Origin of the sequence: Paractinoplanes aksuensis, from assembly GCF_024137025.1 — a bacterium.
Taxonomy (GTDB): Bacteria; Actinomycetota; Actinomycetes; order Mycobacteriales; family Micromonosporaceae; genus Actinoplanes; species Actinoplanes aksuensis.
In genome coordinates this window covers 41,217-55,524 of record NZ_JAMYJR010000013.1, presented here as the reverse complement: position 1 = coordinate 55,524, position 14,308 = coordinate 41,217, and the positions used below count along the sequence as shown (strand labels likewise).

General features: G+C 66.9%; 19 protein-coding genes and 1 tRNA gene. 16 read left to right on the top strand and 4 right to left on the bottom strand.

What is annotated here, in order from left to right; all coding sequences use genetic code 11:
- Positions 1-220 precede the first annotated feature (220 nt).
- The 14 genes from M1L60_RS13125 (at position 221) to M1L60_RS13060 (ending at position 9,647) form a co-directional block, all read left to right on the top strand.
- On the top strand, positions 221-541 hold the full coding sequence (locus tag M1L60_RS13125) for a hypothetical protein (RefSeq protein ID WP_253237660.1): 321 nt from the start codon (positions 221-223) through the stop codon (positions 539-541).
- Between the two features lie 315 nt (positions 542-856).
- Positions 857-1,789, top strand: coding sequence for a hypothetical protein (locus M1L60_RS13120; RefSeq protein WP_253237659.1), 933 nt, complete (start codon positions 857-859; stop codon positions 1,787-1,789).
- A 13-nt stretch (positions 1,790-1,802) separates the two neighbouring features.
- Complete coding sequence (locus M1L60_RS13115) at positions 1,803-2,177, top strand: hypothetical protein (protein WP_253237658.1); 375 nt, start codon at positions 1,803-1,805, stop codon at positions 2,175-2,177.
- 91 nt (positions 2,178-2,268) lie between these two features.
- The gene (locus M1L60_RS13110; protein WP_253237657.1) at positions 2,269-3,147 is read left to right on the top strand and encodes an FtsK/SpoIIIE domain-containing protein; all 879 of its coding nucleotides are present in this window, start codon (positions 2,269-2,271) and stop codon (positions 3,145-3,147) included.
- Positions 3,144-3,629 carry a hypothetical protein gene (locus M1L60_RS13105; protein WP_253237656.1) on the top strand — a complete coding sequence of 162 codons (486 nt, stop codon included), beginning with the start codon at positions 3,144-3,146 and terminating at the stop codon, positions 3,627-3,629. Before M1L60_RS13110 ends, M1L60_RS13105 begins: the two co-directional genes overlap by 4 nt.
- A 121-nt stretch (positions 3,630-3,750) precedes the next feature.
- Positions 3,751-4,212 carry a DUF6197 family protein gene (locus M1L60_RS13100; protein ID WP_438862107.1) on the top strand — a complete coding sequence of 154 codons (462 nt, stop codon included), beginning with the start codon at positions 3,751-3,753 and terminating at the stop codon, positions 4,210-4,212.
- 2 nt (positions 4,213-4,214) lie between these two features.
- Positions 4,215-4,538, top strand: coding sequence for a hypothetical protein (locus tag M1L60_RS13095; RefSeq protein ID WP_438862106.1), 324 nt, complete (start codon positions 4,215-4,217; stop codon positions 4,536-4,538).
- Complete coding sequence (locus tag M1L60_RS13090) at positions 4,535-4,951, top strand: RRQRL motif-containing zinc-binding protein (RefSeq protein ID WP_253237654.1); 417 nt, start codon at positions 4,535-4,537, stop codon at positions 4,949-4,951. Before M1L60_RS13095 ends, M1L60_RS13090 begins: the two co-directional genes overlap by 4 nt.
- On the top strand, positions 4,948-5,238 hold the full coding sequence (locus tag M1L60_RS13085; protein WP_253237653.1) for a hypothetical protein: 291 nt from the start codon (positions 4,948-4,950) through the stop codon (positions 5,236-5,238). Before M1L60_RS13090 ends, M1L60_RS13085 begins: the two co-directional genes overlap by 4 nt.
- Positions 5,235-6,134 (top strand): DUF2637 domain-containing protein, encoded by a 900-nt coding sequence (locus tag M1L60_RS13080; protein ID WP_438862099.1) that lies wholly within the window; start codon positions 5,235-5,237, stop codon positions 6,132-6,134. Before M1L60_RS13085 ends, M1L60_RS13080 begins: the two co-directional genes overlap by 4 nt.
- Positions 6,131-6,433, top strand: coding sequence for a hypothetical protein (locus tag M1L60_RS13075; protein WP_253237651.1), 303 nt, complete (start codon positions 6,131-6,133; stop codon positions 6,431-6,433). Before M1L60_RS13080 ends, M1L60_RS13075 begins: the two co-directional genes overlap by 4 nt.
- 2 nt (positions 6,434-6,435) lie before the next feature.
- The gene (locus tag M1L60_RS13070) at positions 6,436-8,268 is read left to right on the top strand and encodes a replication initiator (RefSeq protein WP_253237650.1); all 1,833 of its coding nucleotides are present in this window, start codon (positions 6,436-6,438) and stop codon (positions 8,266-8,268) included.
- A 30-nt stretch (positions 8,269-8,298) separates the two neighbouring features.
- On the top strand, positions 8,299-8,505 hold the full coding sequence (locus M1L60_RS13065; RefSeq protein WP_256516417.1) for a helix-turn-helix domain-containing protein: 207 nt from the start codon (positions 8,299-8,301) through the stop codon (positions 8,503-8,505).
- Positions 8,502-9,647, top strand: a complete 1,146-nt coding sequence (locus tag M1L60_RS13060) for a site-specific integrase (protein WP_253237649.1) — start codon at positions 8,502-8,504, stop codon at positions 9,645-9,647. The genes M1L60_RS13065 and M1L60_RS13060 overlap by 4 nt, the downstream gene beginning before the upstream one ends.
- A gap of 69 nt (positions 9,648-9,716) precedes the next feature.
- On the opposite strand, the gene M1L60_RS13055 is transcribed toward M1L60_RS13060, so the two are convergent.
- From M1L60_RS13055 to cmk, 3 genes are all read right to left on the bottom strand, one after another.
- A tRNA-Pro gene (locus M1L60_RS13055) sits at positions 9,717-9,790 on the bottom strand.
- A gap of 50 nt (positions 9,791-9,840) precedes the next feature.
- Entirely contained in the window at positions 9,841-11,229 is a 1,389-nt protein-coding gene (der, locus tag M1L60_RS13050) for a ribosome biogenesis GTPase Der (RefSeq protein ID WP_253237648.1), read from the bottom strand.
- Positions 11,226-11,906 carry a (d)CMP kinase gene (gene cmk, locus M1L60_RS13045; protein WP_253237647.1) on the bottom strand — a complete coding sequence of 227 codons (681 nt, stop codon included), beginning with the start codon at positions 11,904-11,906 and terminating at the stop codon, positions 11,226-11,228. Before cmk ends, der begins: the two co-directional genes overlap by 4 nt.
- Before the next feature lie 107 nt (positions 11,907-12,013).
- Between cmk and M1L60_RS13040 the strand changes: the two genes are divergently transcribed.
- Positions 12,014-12,673, top strand: coding sequence for an enoyl-CoA hydratase/isomerase family protein (locus M1L60_RS13040; RefSeq protein ID WP_253237646.1), 660 nt, complete (start codon positions 12,014-12,016; stop codon positions 12,671-12,673).
- On the opposite strand, the gene M1L60_RS13035 is transcribed toward M1L60_RS13040, so the two are convergent.
- Positions 12,670-13,257, bottom strand: a complete 588-nt coding sequence (locus tag M1L60_RS13035) for a TetR/AcrR family transcriptional regulator (protein WP_253237645.1) — start codon at positions 13,255-13,257, stop codon at positions 12,670-12,672. The genes M1L60_RS13040 and M1L60_RS13035 overlap by 4 nt on opposite strands.
- Before the next feature lie 84 nt (positions 13,258-13,341).
- Here M1L60_RS13035 and M1L60_RS13030 point away from each other — a divergent pair, with 84 nt between their 5' ends.
- On the top strand, positions 13,342-14,286 hold the full coding sequence (locus M1L60_RS13030; RefSeq protein WP_253237644.1) for an NADP-dependent oxidoreductase: 945 nt from the start codon (positions 13,342-13,344) through the stop codon (positions 14,284-14,286).
- Positions 14,287-14,308 lie beyond the last annotated feature (22 nt).

Here is a 14,308-nt window from a genome sequence, read left to right as displayed (position 1 = left end):
TGTCATGTTTGACCTCTCGCTGTCTGATCTGGGCAGCATATCAGTTGCCTAACAGATCTCTTGCTGCCATTTTGCCTGCTGGCATGGCTTACGGCCACGCGAGGAGTGGAAGTTGCAAGGAATCTCACTCCTAACAGTTGACTCGCTGACCATTCAGTTGTTAGCTTGAAGGTGAGCAGGCGTCCACTGGGGACGTGCTCACTACCAGGGAGGATCCCTCGTGAAGATCTACGTGGACACCACCGGCATCACGTTCACGGTGGCGAAGAAGGCTCAGCCGAAGGTGGACGAGAAGGGCAACCAGCGGTCCGAGAGGGGAACGGGCCGTCCGATGTGGCAGACCCAGGTCGTCGCGCTCGACGAGACGGGTGGCGAGGTCATCAACGTCACGACGGTAGGAGAGATTCCGTCGGTGGAGGTTGGTCAGTTCGTCGCTGTCGAGGCGCTGGAGGCCAAGGCATGGGCTACCAACGGTCGTAACGGCACTGCGTTCCGCGCGGCGTCGCTGAAGCCCCTGACGAGTACCTCGGCGAGCAAGTAGCACTTCGAGCAATACCGGAACACCCAAGCCACAGTGTCCGTGGCAACCCTCGACCCATCGCGGTCGGAATCTCTACTGAGTCAATCTGACGGTCCAGGAATCCCGCTGGTTCTCCAGCATCCTCGACCATCGGCCGCAATGACGGCCGAAGCATTTCCGAAGTGTGGCGCGGGGCTGGTACTTGGTTTCATCCCTGCCAGCCTCGCCGCCTTCGACATCTGATCGAAGAAACGACGTAGGGCCGGTCAATGGCTGCGAACCTGCCGACCCCACGCCTTCTCAACCCATCCCACCCCTCATCAGGGAGGACGTGTCGTGTCCAAATCTACCCGAGGTTTCGGTTTCGGCAGAAGGCCCGGAACCGTCACCGTCATCGAACAGAAGGTGCTGCGGTCCTCAGCACGTAACGCCCGGATGGCGTTCATCATCACCGCCCTAATCGTCGGCATCCTCGCCCTGACCGTGGCGTCCGACCGCATGCACCCGATCCTGGCCGGGCTGCTTGCCCTCCCCATCGCCTTCGTAGCCGGCCTTTTCATCTGGACGCTCGTCCGGATCTGGCCGGTGCTGCGGATGCTCTGGTGGTGGACACCTGAGATCGGCGCCGCAATGGCGCTCGTCTACGGCTGGATCGCCTTGGCCAATGCCACCTCGACCCTGGTCACTTTCGCCGTCCTGGTACCCCTGGTCGGCATACCGGCCGTTGTCCCGGTCATCCGTCGCCGGGTCATCGCCCTCGTGTGGTGCTTCATCGTCCGGCACCGGCTGCGCGTGTGTTTCTCGCAGTTCATCATCGCCAACAAGTCCGGCAGCCTGCCGCTGATCCTGTGGGCACGCCCGACCCCGGTCGGGGAACGTGTCTGGGTCTACCTGCGACCTGGCCTGTCGCTCAAGAAGTTGCAGGACCGCCTCGATGAAATCGCGGTCACCTGCCACGCCGATTCGGCTCTGGTCGAACTCGCCAGCAACAGCGGTAAGGCCGCCTACCTGCGCTTCGACATCAAACGCCGTGAGGTCCTGACCGCCAAGGTCAGCTCACCCCTGCCCGATGTCATCGACATCGACGGCATGCCGTTCGCGTACACGCCACCCACCGACGTCCCGGCCGCGCTCGACCTGCCGGACGTCCCCGCCGAATCACCGGTCGCCACGGCCGCCAAGTCGGCCACCAGCACCAATGGCAAGAAGCCGGCTAACGCCAAACCTGCTCCGGCTGCCGACACCAACGACTTCGACCCCTGGGACTGAAAGGACACCTGTCATGACCTTCGACCTGACGTCCTACGACCAGCCCGAACACGTCAACTGCCTCACTGCCCGCGACGTCGCCCAGCACGCGGACCTGTGGGTGCTCGCCAACCTGGCCAACAGCCGCAAGGTCGCTGCGCACCTGCTGCAGACCGCTACCGACCTGATGACCGCGTCACAGACGCTGATGAACATCTTCCTGCTCGACGGCTATGACCCGTCCCGCGAAACCCAGACCGGACTGACCGAGGCGCAACGCCTCATCGTCCTCACGCTGGCGTCGGCCTGCGCCCACAACGCGGCCCTGTTCGTGAAGGAAGCGCATCGCCGCCGTATCCGGCGTGCAGCTCCGGGCTGGGACCCGATCACCACACCGATTACCGCCTAGATCGGAACCGACGCGAAGGCCGCAACGGCCTCCAAGCAGCGCGTCCTCCGCGTCGGTCTCCGCAGCTTATCGCCTACTGGAGGCCACTTCCATGTCCACTATCGCCCGCGATCCACTCGGCACAGGCCGGGTACCGGTCGCCCCTGGCCTGTCGATGTTCGACCCCATGTTCGTCGGCATCGACGAATTCGGCGAGCACGTGATGCTCGACGTCGTCTATCACAACCTGCTCATCGCCGGGGAACCCGGCGGCGGTAAATCCGGCCTCGTCAACCTGGCAGCCGGAACCTCGGCCCTGGCCGACAACACCCGCCTCGTCTTGTTCGACGCCAAGTGGGTCGAACTCGGCGCCTACATCGACGTGGCCGACGAATTCATCGGCGACGAAATCGACAAAGCCATCAGCGTCCTGCGACGGCTGCTCACCGTCGCCCACAACCGATACCGGTGGATCCTGTCGCAACGACGGCGCAAAGTCCGTCGGGAAGATCTTCTCTCGACCATCGTCACGATCATCGACGAACTCGCCATGTTCACCACCGTGCTCGGCACACCCGAACAGCAAAAGGAGTTCGAGCAACTCCTGCGAGGCCTGGTCTCACTCGGCCGCGCCTGCGGCATGCCGGTCATCGCCGCGACCCAGCGCACCAGCTGGGACATCATCCCCGCCAGCCTGCGGGACCTCTTCGGCTACCGCTGCGCATTCCACTGCACCACCAACGGCAGCTCCGACGTCATCCTCGGAGACGGTCACGCCGACATGGGCTACGACGCCTCAAAAATCAACCCCGACAACCCCGGAGAAGCACTGCTCCGCGCCGGGAAACGAGCCCCGTACCTGATCAAAGCCGCATACCTGAGCGACGAGCAGATCTACAACATCGCCGACTACGCCGCCTGGATGCGACGCCCCTCCGGCATCACTACCCCCGCACCACCCATTACAACCGCATGGGAGATGGCCGCATGACCACCCACACCCGCACCGGCCGACCGGTCCCCCACCGTGCCGCCGGCCACTACATCACCCGCGACCACACCGTCACCGGCACCCCGGACCAGCTCGCCAACATCGTGGCTAACCACCGCAACGCCGGAACCTTGGTCGCTCTGACCCCGCCCCGCCCGGTACCCGGCGACCGCCTCCAGGTCGTCATCCGGATCCGCGAACACCAAACCAACCGGCGGACCGTCCGGGTCACCTCCGTCGGCGAACACGTCCGCACCCGCGTCCGGCGGTCCCGCCGCACCCGCATCGCGGTCATCGTCACCACGATCACCGGCACCGCCGCCGGACTCATCGCCGTGGCCGCCTACCTGATCGGCGAGCTCGTCGAACTCATCGCCGCACACGCCGGAGTCATCCTCAGCGTCCTGGCCCTGGCCGCCATCCTCGCCGCCCTCGCGGCCCGCAGCACCGGCCGTCGTCGTCGGCACTGCCCCGGCTGCTGACCGGATGCCCAACCCACAACTGCATAACGCACGGCCGACAGGACCCGTTCCGAACGCTCGCCAGCAACGGCGGGTCCTGCCAGCCATCCATCAACCACCCCGAGAGAGGGACGTGGCTGCCATGAAGGCTACCCAAAATCCACCCACGATCGTCATCAGCCAGGAGACCACACCCGCGGACCTGCTTCGCGGTGCCGCTCAATACCTGACCCGGTACGGCTGGCTGCAGGGCGACTTCTTCGACCTCCTTGCTGAGGCGAACTTCCCGCCCGCTTGTTCCCTTGGAGCGATCAAGTTTGCGGCATACGGTCGCCCGTTCCTGGACTCCGACAACTTCCTCAGCGACATCGACCCCGTCGATGACCAACTCGCCGACAACGCCATCCGCGCTATGCGAGTCCTTGCCTCCCACCTCTGCCCTGAATACGAAAACATTGACAGTTTCGCCTACCAGGTCAGCGCGATTGACGTCGTTGCAGGCTGGAACGACGAAGACGGCCGAACCCTCACTGAGGTCATCGAGGCCCTCAACGATGCCGCCAACGACTGGGAGGCCACCCACCCCACCGGGGGTGCCCGGTGAGCCTGTCCTACGTCAACCAGACCTTGACACTTCAGCCCAGCAACGGCGAAAGCCGGCCACCCAAGCCCCGTCGCCGGGATGTCGTCGAGAACGACGAATACGCCGCCTTCGTTCGGCGCATCATCCGCGCCTACGCCCGCCGCGTCGCCACCGGCGATGTGGAAGCCCTCACCGACATGGTCGGCCTCTCTGGGCCGCTCGACGAAGCCATCGGTGACGCCGTGACCGGCCTTCGGGCTCACGGCTACTCCTGGGCCGAAATCGGCCAACGCCTCGGCATCAGCCGCCAAGCCGCCCAACAGCGCTGGGGAGGCGACGACCGATGACCGCCCCGGCCTTGACCAACCCGTTTCTCGACGCGCTCGGTGCGCGTACCGGCATCCGTATCGAGTTCTACGACCCCGACGGCAGCCACTACGGCTTCCCCACCTTCCCGTACCGGTACGCCCCCGACAACCTGGCCACCCGCCGCCAGCTCCGCGCGGAAGGCCTGCGCCCCAACGGAAACGACCCCGTCGCGCAAATCCTGTGGCGGCATCGCAAACAGGTTCGCACCGCGCACCTCTACCGCCGCGACCTCGCCGCCGCCAAACGGCACGCCACCCCAGCCCAGCTCGCCGCTATCGGCAAGGCCCTGCAAGCACGGCGCACGTGCCGGCACTGCGGCCAGCTCCGCGACTACTACATCCCGCGCTCAACCGGCGCATGCCTGCAATGCGAACCCGGAGGACCCCGATGAGCCTCTACGACCGCCACGACAACACCACTGCACCTGACTGTGTGTGGTGCATCGACGGCATGACTCCCGCCGGAATCCACCCGGAACTCGGCCCCGTGCTGCGGCTGTGCCCCACCCAGCGGTGGTGTGAGGAATGCGGCGACACCGCCGTGTTCGCCGCCGAATTCGAAACTCTCGACGACCGCATCAACGAGATGCTCGCCGACGACCTGGCCGCCATCAGCTGCGAAACGTGCAACGGGATCGTCGCGATCGTTCCCGTCACCAACGGCGGAGGCATCCGATGAAACTCCGCAAGACACGCAGCACACCAGCCGATGCCCCGGACCCTGGTCCTGTCACGGCATCGAGCCTGACTGAACAATTCGCTACCGAATACGCCAAGAGCGCCGTGCCGAACATGCTCAAAGCCATCGAGAGCGTCAAGCGCTACAACCGGCTCACGCTCATCGGCGCACTCGTGACCAGCTACCTGCACCAGGCCCATTATCTCGCCACCAAAGGCGCGGGCCTGTTCGCCTACCTACCCCCGGCGATCTTCGACACCGCCATGGTGTCCATGCTGATCGTCGTCCGGACCCACGGCATCGCCAAGGACGCCAAACGCTGGGCCATGGCCGTGTTCATCGGCGCTGCCCTGCTGTCCTCCACCGTCAACTTCGCCGCCCCCGGCGACCTCGGCCTGCGCATCGTCTTCGCCCTGGTCGTCGTCCTGGTCATCGGCGTCGAACTCGTCGCCGGACGCATCCGCCCGGACTTCACCGCCATCGACAAACAAGCCGCCGAACTACTCGCCGCCGCCAATAAAATCAAGGCCCGCACCGCGAGTACCGCCACTACCGACGTCACCACACCAGCTGACGCCTCGGCCCCGGCACTGTCGACCGGGCCACCCAACACACCGGCACCGGTCGACCTGCCTCCGGCCCCGGCCGCGACCGCACCGACAGCACCGCCGGCCATCACCGATGGCGAACACACCGAATCCATCCCGGCTCGGCTCGTCCCGGCCGCCCGCATGGTCATCGTCCAGCACCGGCAAACGTCTGCCGAGCCGATCACCGTCGACGAGCTCGCCGCCCGCCTGGGCACCTCCACCGCTATCGCCGCCCAGCTGCTGGCCGCCATCGACAACCCGGCCCGGATCAACGGCAACGTGCCCGCTCTCGGCGGTGCCCGATGACCGCCTACCTGGTCGACGTCCACCACTACACCCACACCTGCCCGGCCAACCCTGACGAACCACACCCCTACGACACCCGGCGCACCATCGTCGCCGTCAACCCCGGCGGCGCATGCCGCAACCCGGTCACCGTCTCCTGCGGCGGTACCACCGCTGTCATCGACTGCCGGCGCCACGTGCCCCGCGAACAGCGGTGCCCGGCCTGCCGGATCACCGTCATCGAACGCACGGTGACCTTCACCCACACCGGCCTCCACGGCCCGCAGCACCCGACCGACAACACCGGGATTGCTGCCTGACCATGACCAGTTCGACGCTGGACCTCGCACCCCGGGAGCACTCTGCCCGGGGTGCGGGGTCGAACGCCGCAACCGGTTGGACACCCCCGGCCGCCCACTCCACGGCCGCCGGGCAAGCCCTCACCCGTGCTTCGCGCCCGGACTACTTCGACTGGCTGTCGCACGTCCAAGCCGCCTCCGGCTGCACCCGCCCGATCCGGCTGTCCGGCACCCTCGACAGCATCGAAGCCGCCACCGGCCGACTCCTCGACTCCCGGCACACCGACCAGCTCCCCGACGCTGCCATCTACAAAGCCTGCGGAACCCGCCTCGCCTCGGTCTGCCCGTCCTGCGCCCGCACCTACCAACGCGACGCCTACCAGATCCTGCGTAGCTTCCTCGTTGGTGGCAAAGGCATCCCGGCCACGGTCGCTAAACACCCGGCCGTATTTCCCACCTTCACCGCCCCCAGCTTCGGCATCGTGCACACCCGCGTCGTGCGCAAACACACCTGCACGAACCGGAAACGCTGCACCTGCCAAGCCGAGCCCTGCCATGCTCGCCGCGACACCCCCGCACCGTGCGAACACGGGCACCCGGTCGTCTGCTGGCGACGCCACACCACCGACGACCCCGCCCTCGGCCAACCGCTGTGCCTCGACTGCTACGACTACGACCACCACGTCGTGTGGAACCTGTTCTCCACCGAACTGTGGCACCGCACCAAACAAGCCGCCGACCGCTACCTCGCCCAGCTCTGCAAAGCCCGCGGCCTGCCCCCGGTCGCCAAAACCACCCCGAGCGGCAAGGTCCGCATGGTCCCGGCCGCCCAGCTCACCCACGGCAAAGCCGCCGAGATGCAACGCCGCGCCGTCGTGCACTTCCACGCCCTGGTCCGCCTCGACGGCGTCCACCCCGACGACCCCGACGCCGTCCTCATCCCCCCGCCAGGCGTTGACGTCGACGACATCATTGCCGCCTTCCACCACGCGGTGAGAACCATCTCCTTCACGACCCCGGCACACCCCGACAATCGTGAAGGCTGGGACGTCCGGTGGGGCGACCCGGACAAGGGCTTCGACATTCAGGCCCTCACCCTGGCCGGGGACGGCAGCATCACCGACGACATGGTCGGCGAACAGCTCGCCTCGCAAAAGGCCGGCTATCTCGCCAAGTACACGACCAAGAGCACCGAAGCCACCGGGTTCTCCTCCACCCGCATCACCGACGACACCATCGGCCAATACGATCCCGACGGCGACCACATCGCCCGACTCGTCGCCGCCTGCTGGCGAATCGGACGTCCCATCTCTGACCTGTCTGCTCGTACCCGGCCTCCTGGCGACCGGCCCCGCACTGCGACCGGCGGCCCGTTCGGCGAACCGTGGGATTGCCCAGACTGCGGCACCCACACCCGCTACCGGGCCTGCCCCGTCTGCGTTGCCGAACGTCAAGCCAACCTTGACACCAAACCCACCAGCGGCCGCCCGGCCACCAACCCGTATGCGCGGCTACGTCGATGGGCACACCGGTTCGGCTTCGCCGGACACTTCCTCACCAAAACTCGCCGCCGCGTCGTGCGCTTCGCCACGCTCCGAGACACCCGCATCGTCTACCGCCGCACCGAGGACCAGGCCGCCACCGACCCCAGCACCGTGCGCGCCGTCGACCACCTCGACGAGACGACGCTGATCGTCGGCAACCTGTCCTTCGCCGGAGTCGGCTGGCACAACAACGGCGACGCCCTTCTCGCCAACACCGCCGCCGCCATGGCCCGCGCTCGACACGAAACGGGCCGCGAAGAACTCGCCCATGAAGCCGGGTTCGTTGTACCCCTGGCCCTGCAAGCCGCCTGATTACCACCTGCCCGCTAGGAAGGAACGCCGTTGAACGAGCCCCAGCGGAAGGCTCTGTACCGCATCCCCGAAGCCATGCGGCAACTGAGCCTCAGCCGCTCCGTGATCTACGAACTCATCCGCGGCGGCCGACTGCGCACTGTCAAAGAAGGTCGTACCCGCCTAGTGCCCGAGTCGGCCATCACCGAGTACGTCTCCCTACTGGAACGGGAGAGCACGAAAGGAGTCGCCGCATGACGAAACGCCGAAGTCGCGGAGATGGCGGGTTGCACTGGGACGAAGCGCGACAGCGCTGGATCGCCTCAGTGACGGTCGGCTACACCCCGGCAGGCAAGCGCATCGTCCGCAAAGCCAGCGGCAAAACCAAAACCGAAGCGAACAACGCACTCCGGAAGAAGATCCGCGAGTACGAAGACGGGCTATCGATCGCCCACACCGGATTCACCGTCGCCGACGCTCTGGCGGACTGGCTGGCCTACGGGTTGAGCGGAAAAGCCGCGAACACTGTCGGCAACTACACCGGGTTGTCGGGAACTCACATCGCGCCGGATCTCGGTGCCCGCAAACTCCGCGACCTCACCGCCAACGACATCGACCGGTGGTTAGCCGCCAAGTCGAAAATTCTCAGCACACGGACCCTGCGCCTGCTGCACTCGATCCTTAATCGCTCCATCAACCGTGCCATGGCCCGCGACAAGGTCATGCGCAACGTCGTCAGCCTGTGCTCGGTGCCGTACGGGCTGGACGGCCGACCGTCGAAGTCCCTGACCTTTGATCAGGCTAAGGCACTGCTCACTGCTGCCGAGCACAGCACCCTGCACGCTTATGTCGTGCTCTCGCTTTTAACCGGTGCCCGCACCGAAGAGCTACGCGCTCTCACCTGGGCACACGTCGACCTCGAAGGGCGACCGGACATCGATCCGCCGATCCCGCCCTCGGTCCATGTCTGGCGCTCGGTACGCGTCGACGGCGACACCAAGACCCGCAAGTCGCGCCGTTCACTCGCGCTGCCTGCCCGCTGCGTCCAGGTCCTCACCGACCAATGGGAACGCCAGGGCCTACCGACCGGTGATGCACTCGTCTTCGCCAGCAAGACCGGTACCCAGCTCGACCGGCATAATGTGCTGCGAGCCTTCCGGCCAATCATCAAAGCGGCCGGACTCAACTCCGCTGAGTGGACACCCCGCGAATTGCGGCACAGCTTCGTGTCGCTGCTCTCCGACAACGGCATGAGCCTCGAAGAGATCGCCGACCTATGCGGGCACTCCGGCACATCCATCACCGAGAGCGTCTACCGTCACCAACTCCGGCCGGTGCTGCTCAACGGAGCCGTCGCCATGGACCGCATCTTCGGTCCGGACGACACCCACGGCTCGTAGTCACCCAGTTAGTCACTCAGGCATGAAGAGAGGGCATATCCATCTATGAGATATGCCCTCTGACCTGCGTCGGGCTGACAGGATTTGAACCTGCGACCCCTTGACCCCCAGTCAAGTGCGCTACCAAGCTGCGCTACAGCCCGCCGCCGCCCGGCACCAACACCGCGCGGCAACTCGGATAGCTTAGCAAGTCCTAGCCGTGGGCTTTGCCGCGACCCCCCGGGCCTGTTTTCTTCCTGGGCTTTACCGAGACCTCGATGGGGCTGCCCTCGAAGCCGAACTCCTCGCGGAGCTTGCGTTCGATGAAGCGTTGGTAGCCGGCGTCGAGCGGGCCCGTTGTGAAGAGGACGAAGCGCGGCGGGGAGACGCCGGCCTGGGTGGCGAACAGGATGCGGGGGGCGCGACCTCCGCGTACGGGGTGCGGGGTGGCCTGGGTCAGTGCCGTCAGCCACTGGTTGAGGGCACCGGTCGGCACCCGCTGTTCCCATGAGGCCAGGGCGCGGCGCAGGGCGGGGGCCAGCTTGTCGACAGCCCGGCCGGTCTTGGCCGAGATGTTCACTCGGATGGCCCACGGGATGCGCTTGAGTTCCCGCTCGATTTCCTTGTCGAGGAAGATTCGGCGGTCGGCGTCGACCAGGTCCCACTTGTTGAAGGCGATCACCAGGGCGCGACCTGCTTCCACCACCTGGGTCAGCACTCGCTGGTCTTGCTCGGAGATGACTTCGGCCGAGTCGAGCAGCACTACCGCTACTTCCGCGGCCTCGACCGCCCCGGCCGTGCGGAGGGAGGCGTAGTACTCCGTACCGGAAGCCTGATTCACCCTTTTGCGTAGGCCGGCGGTGTCGACGAACTGCCAGAGTTCGCCGTCCATCTCGACGAGGCTGTCGACCGGGTCGACCGTGGTGCCGGCGACCGAGTCGACCACGGCGCGTTCCTCTTTGGATACGCGGTTGAGCAGGGACGACTTGCCTACGTTGGGGCGGCCGACCAAAGCTACGCGCCGGGGGCCGCGGGGGCCGCCCTCGACGATCGGCGGGGGTTCGGGGAGCGCGGACAGGATGTCGTCGAGCAGGTCGCCGGAGCCGCGGCCGTGCAGGGCCGAGATGGTGTGGGGCTCGCCGAGGCCCAGGGACCACAGCGAGACTGCTTCCATCTCCAGATTTTGGTTGTCGGCCTTGTTGGCGACCAGGATGACCGGTTTGTGGGAGCGGCGCAGCATCTTGACCGCGGCCTCGTCGACGTCCGTGGCGCCGACGGTGACGTCGACGACGAAGACGACCACGTCCGCGGTCTGGACGGCGATCTCGGCCTGGGCGGCGATGGCCGCAGCCCGGTCGCGGGCGTCGGGTTCCCAGCCGCCGGTGTCGACGACGGTGAAGCGGCGTCCGTTCCACTGCGCGTCATAGGGTACGCGGTCACGGGTGACGCCGGGGACGTCCTCGACCACGGCCTGGCGGCGGCCGATGATGCGGTTGACCAGCGTGGACTTGCCCACGTTGGGGCGGCCGACGACGGCGACGACGGGGACCGGGCCCGTGTCCTCGACCGTCTGGTCGACCTCGAAAATCGGAGCCTCGCTCACGAACTCACCTTGCTGTTCAAAAGATTCAAAAGGTACGCAACGACCTCGTCGATGCCGATGCCGGTCGTGTCGACCTCGATGGCGTCGTCGGCCTGGCGCAGCGGATCGGTCTTGCGTGAGGAGTCGAGCTGGTCGCGCCGGGCCAGGTCGGCCTGGGTGGCGGCGACGTCGGCGGCGTCCTCGGAGCTGCGCCGCTGGGCGCGAGCCGCCGCGGACGCGGTCAGGTAGACCTTGAGGTCGGCGTCGGGCGCGACGACCGAGGCGATGTCGCGGCCCTCGACGATGATCCGCGGGTGCCCGGCGATGATCGCCCGCTGCAGAGCCACCAGGTGCTTGCGTACGGAGGGCACCGCGGCCACGGCCGACACGGCCTGGGTGACCTCGGCGCCACGGATCGGGGCGTCGACGTTCACGCCGTTGGCGGCGAAATGCGGAGCGGTGGGGTCGGTGCCGATCGACAACTCGGTCTCGAGCGCGATCTTCGCGATGGCGTCAGGGTCGCCCAGGTCGACGCCGGCCTGCAGCACGGCCCAGGTCACGGCCCGGTACATGGCGCCCGTGTCGAGGTAGACGCCGTCGATCCGGGAGGCGAGCCGCCGGGACACGGTGGACTTGCCGGAACCGGAGGGGCCGTCGACCGCGACCACACATTTTTCCGGCCGTACAACTTCTGCCACCGTTCCTCCTGAGTTTGCCTGCCCGACCAACCCTCCCATTGTGCCCGGACCACCGCTGAGCGACTAACTAGGGTATGTTACCCGCGAGTAACGCGAAGGGAGTCGTCATGCCCACCCTCGAGCGCCACGATGCCGTCTTCGTCCTCGATCTCGGCGACAACGAGAACCGCTTCCACCCCGACTGGCTGACCGGGGTCGAGTCCGCCCTCGACGAGATCGCCAAGACCGACGGACCGCACGCGCTTGTCACCACAGCGCGCGGCAAGATCTGGTCCAACGGCCTCGACCTGGAGTGGCTCGGCGACAATCCCGAGCAATTCACCCCGTACGGCCTGAGGGTCCAAGCTCTTTTCTCGCGCTTGCTGACCGCGCCGTATGTGACCGTCGCCGCCCTGCAAGGCCACACGTTCGCCGCCGGCGCGATGCTCTCTCTCGCTCACGACCTGCGGATCATGCGTGCCGACCGTGGTTTCTGGTGTCTGCCTGAGGCCGACATTAACATCCCCTTCACGCCCGGAATGTCGGCTCTCATCCAGGCTCGCCTGAACCCGCCGGCAGCCCATGAGGCGATGGTCACAGCCCGCCGATTCGGCGGCGAGGAAGCGTACGAACGCAAGATTGTCGACCATGCAGTACCGGAGGCCGACGTGCTGAGCACGGCCATCACCCTCGCCGCGACCCAGGTCAACAAGGCCGGACCGACTCTCGAGACGATCAAGACCCGCCTCTATGCGCCCGTGCTGAAGGCTCTGCAGACCCTCGACTAGCTCGCGGCCGGCAACGGGCGCGCGCCCTCGGGCCGCAACCCGTCGAAGATGATGCCCAGGTAGCGGCGCCACAGATCGGGTGGCGCGTCGGGCACGAAGCTGACGACGTGGTTCGGCGCGCACATCAGCAGAATCACGTCCATGCCGGTGATGTCGGGCCGGATGGCGCCGGCGTCCTTGGCCCGCTCGACCAGGGCCGTGATGGCCGTGAACAGCTCCGACCGCGTGTCGTCGAGCAGGTCGTTCACGCTGTGGGCGTCGCGCAGGAATGACAAATCGAGCTGACGCTGACGGCCGGCTGCTGCCTCCATGAACTCGAGCAGGGCCGCGCCCGGATCGGGGGCGGTCAGCAGGTCGCGCGCGAGCAGGCCCAACCCGTCGATCCGGTCGATGACGACGGCAGCGAGCAGGTCGTCCTTGGTGGAGAAGTGCCGGAAGACGGTGCCCTTGCCGATGCCGGCGCGCCGGGCGATGTCGGCCACCGAGGCGTCCAGCCCGTGCGCCGCGAACTCTTCGGAAGCGGCCTTGAGCAGGGCATATCGGTTGCGGGCGGCGTCCGCGCGCAGCGGCCGTTCAGGTGTCACGGTCACGAGATTAGCAAGTTGACCGGGCGGTCCGTTTGAGTCTAACGTGACCGCACGGTCCGCTTCTGCACGGGGAGGAATTCCATGAAAGCGATCGTCGCCACCGACTACGGCCCGCCCGAGAGCTATGTGCTCGCCGATCTACCGATCCCTGATCCCGGCCCGGGCCAGATCCAGGTCCGCATCGCCGCCGCGTCGATCAACCCGGGCGACATAGTCATCCCGAGCGGCGCCTACCGAACCCAGGCGCCGCTGACTTTCCCGCACGTGCCCGGTAACGACTTCGCCGGCACCGTCACCGCCGTCGGCGACGACGTGACCGCCTACCGCCCGGGCGACGAGGTCTTCGGCCACGCCGTGCCCCGGGCCCTGCGCGCCATGGCCGGCGCCAACCCATCGATGACAACCGGGGCGCTCGCGGAATACGCGGTGTTCGAAGCAGGCACCCCATTCATCACGCACCGCGCCGCGGCCCTGCCGATCATCGAGGCTGCCGCACTGCCCACTGTGGGCCTGACGGCACGGGCCCTGATGGCGACCGCCCAGCCCCAACCCGGCGAGACAGTCCTGCTCATCGGAGCGACCGGCGGCGTCGGCACCACCCTCCTGCCCCTGCTCAAACAGGCGGGCACCCACGTGATCGCCACCGGGCATCCGAATGACAAGGATCTGCTCCGCAAGCTGGGCGCGGAAAGCGTCATCAGCTACGACGACCCCTACCCGCCCGACATCGACCTGGCCCTGAACCTGGTGCTGCCCACCGACCGCCTGCAGAGGGCGGCCACCGCCCTACGCCCCGGCGGGCGGCTCTTCACGATCACGTTCCCGCCACCGCGCCCCGAAATGATCGACCGCACCGACATCCGCTTCGAACTGGTGCTGGATCTCGACGGCCGGTTCGGCGGCATGGCTGAAGTGGCCGCCCTGTCCCCCACGATCACGGCGACCTACTCACTGAGCGACGCCGTCGAAGCACTGACCACATTCGCCCGCGACCACACGGTCGGAAAGGTCGTGATCATCCTTTAGAGCCACCTTCGTCGACCGGACG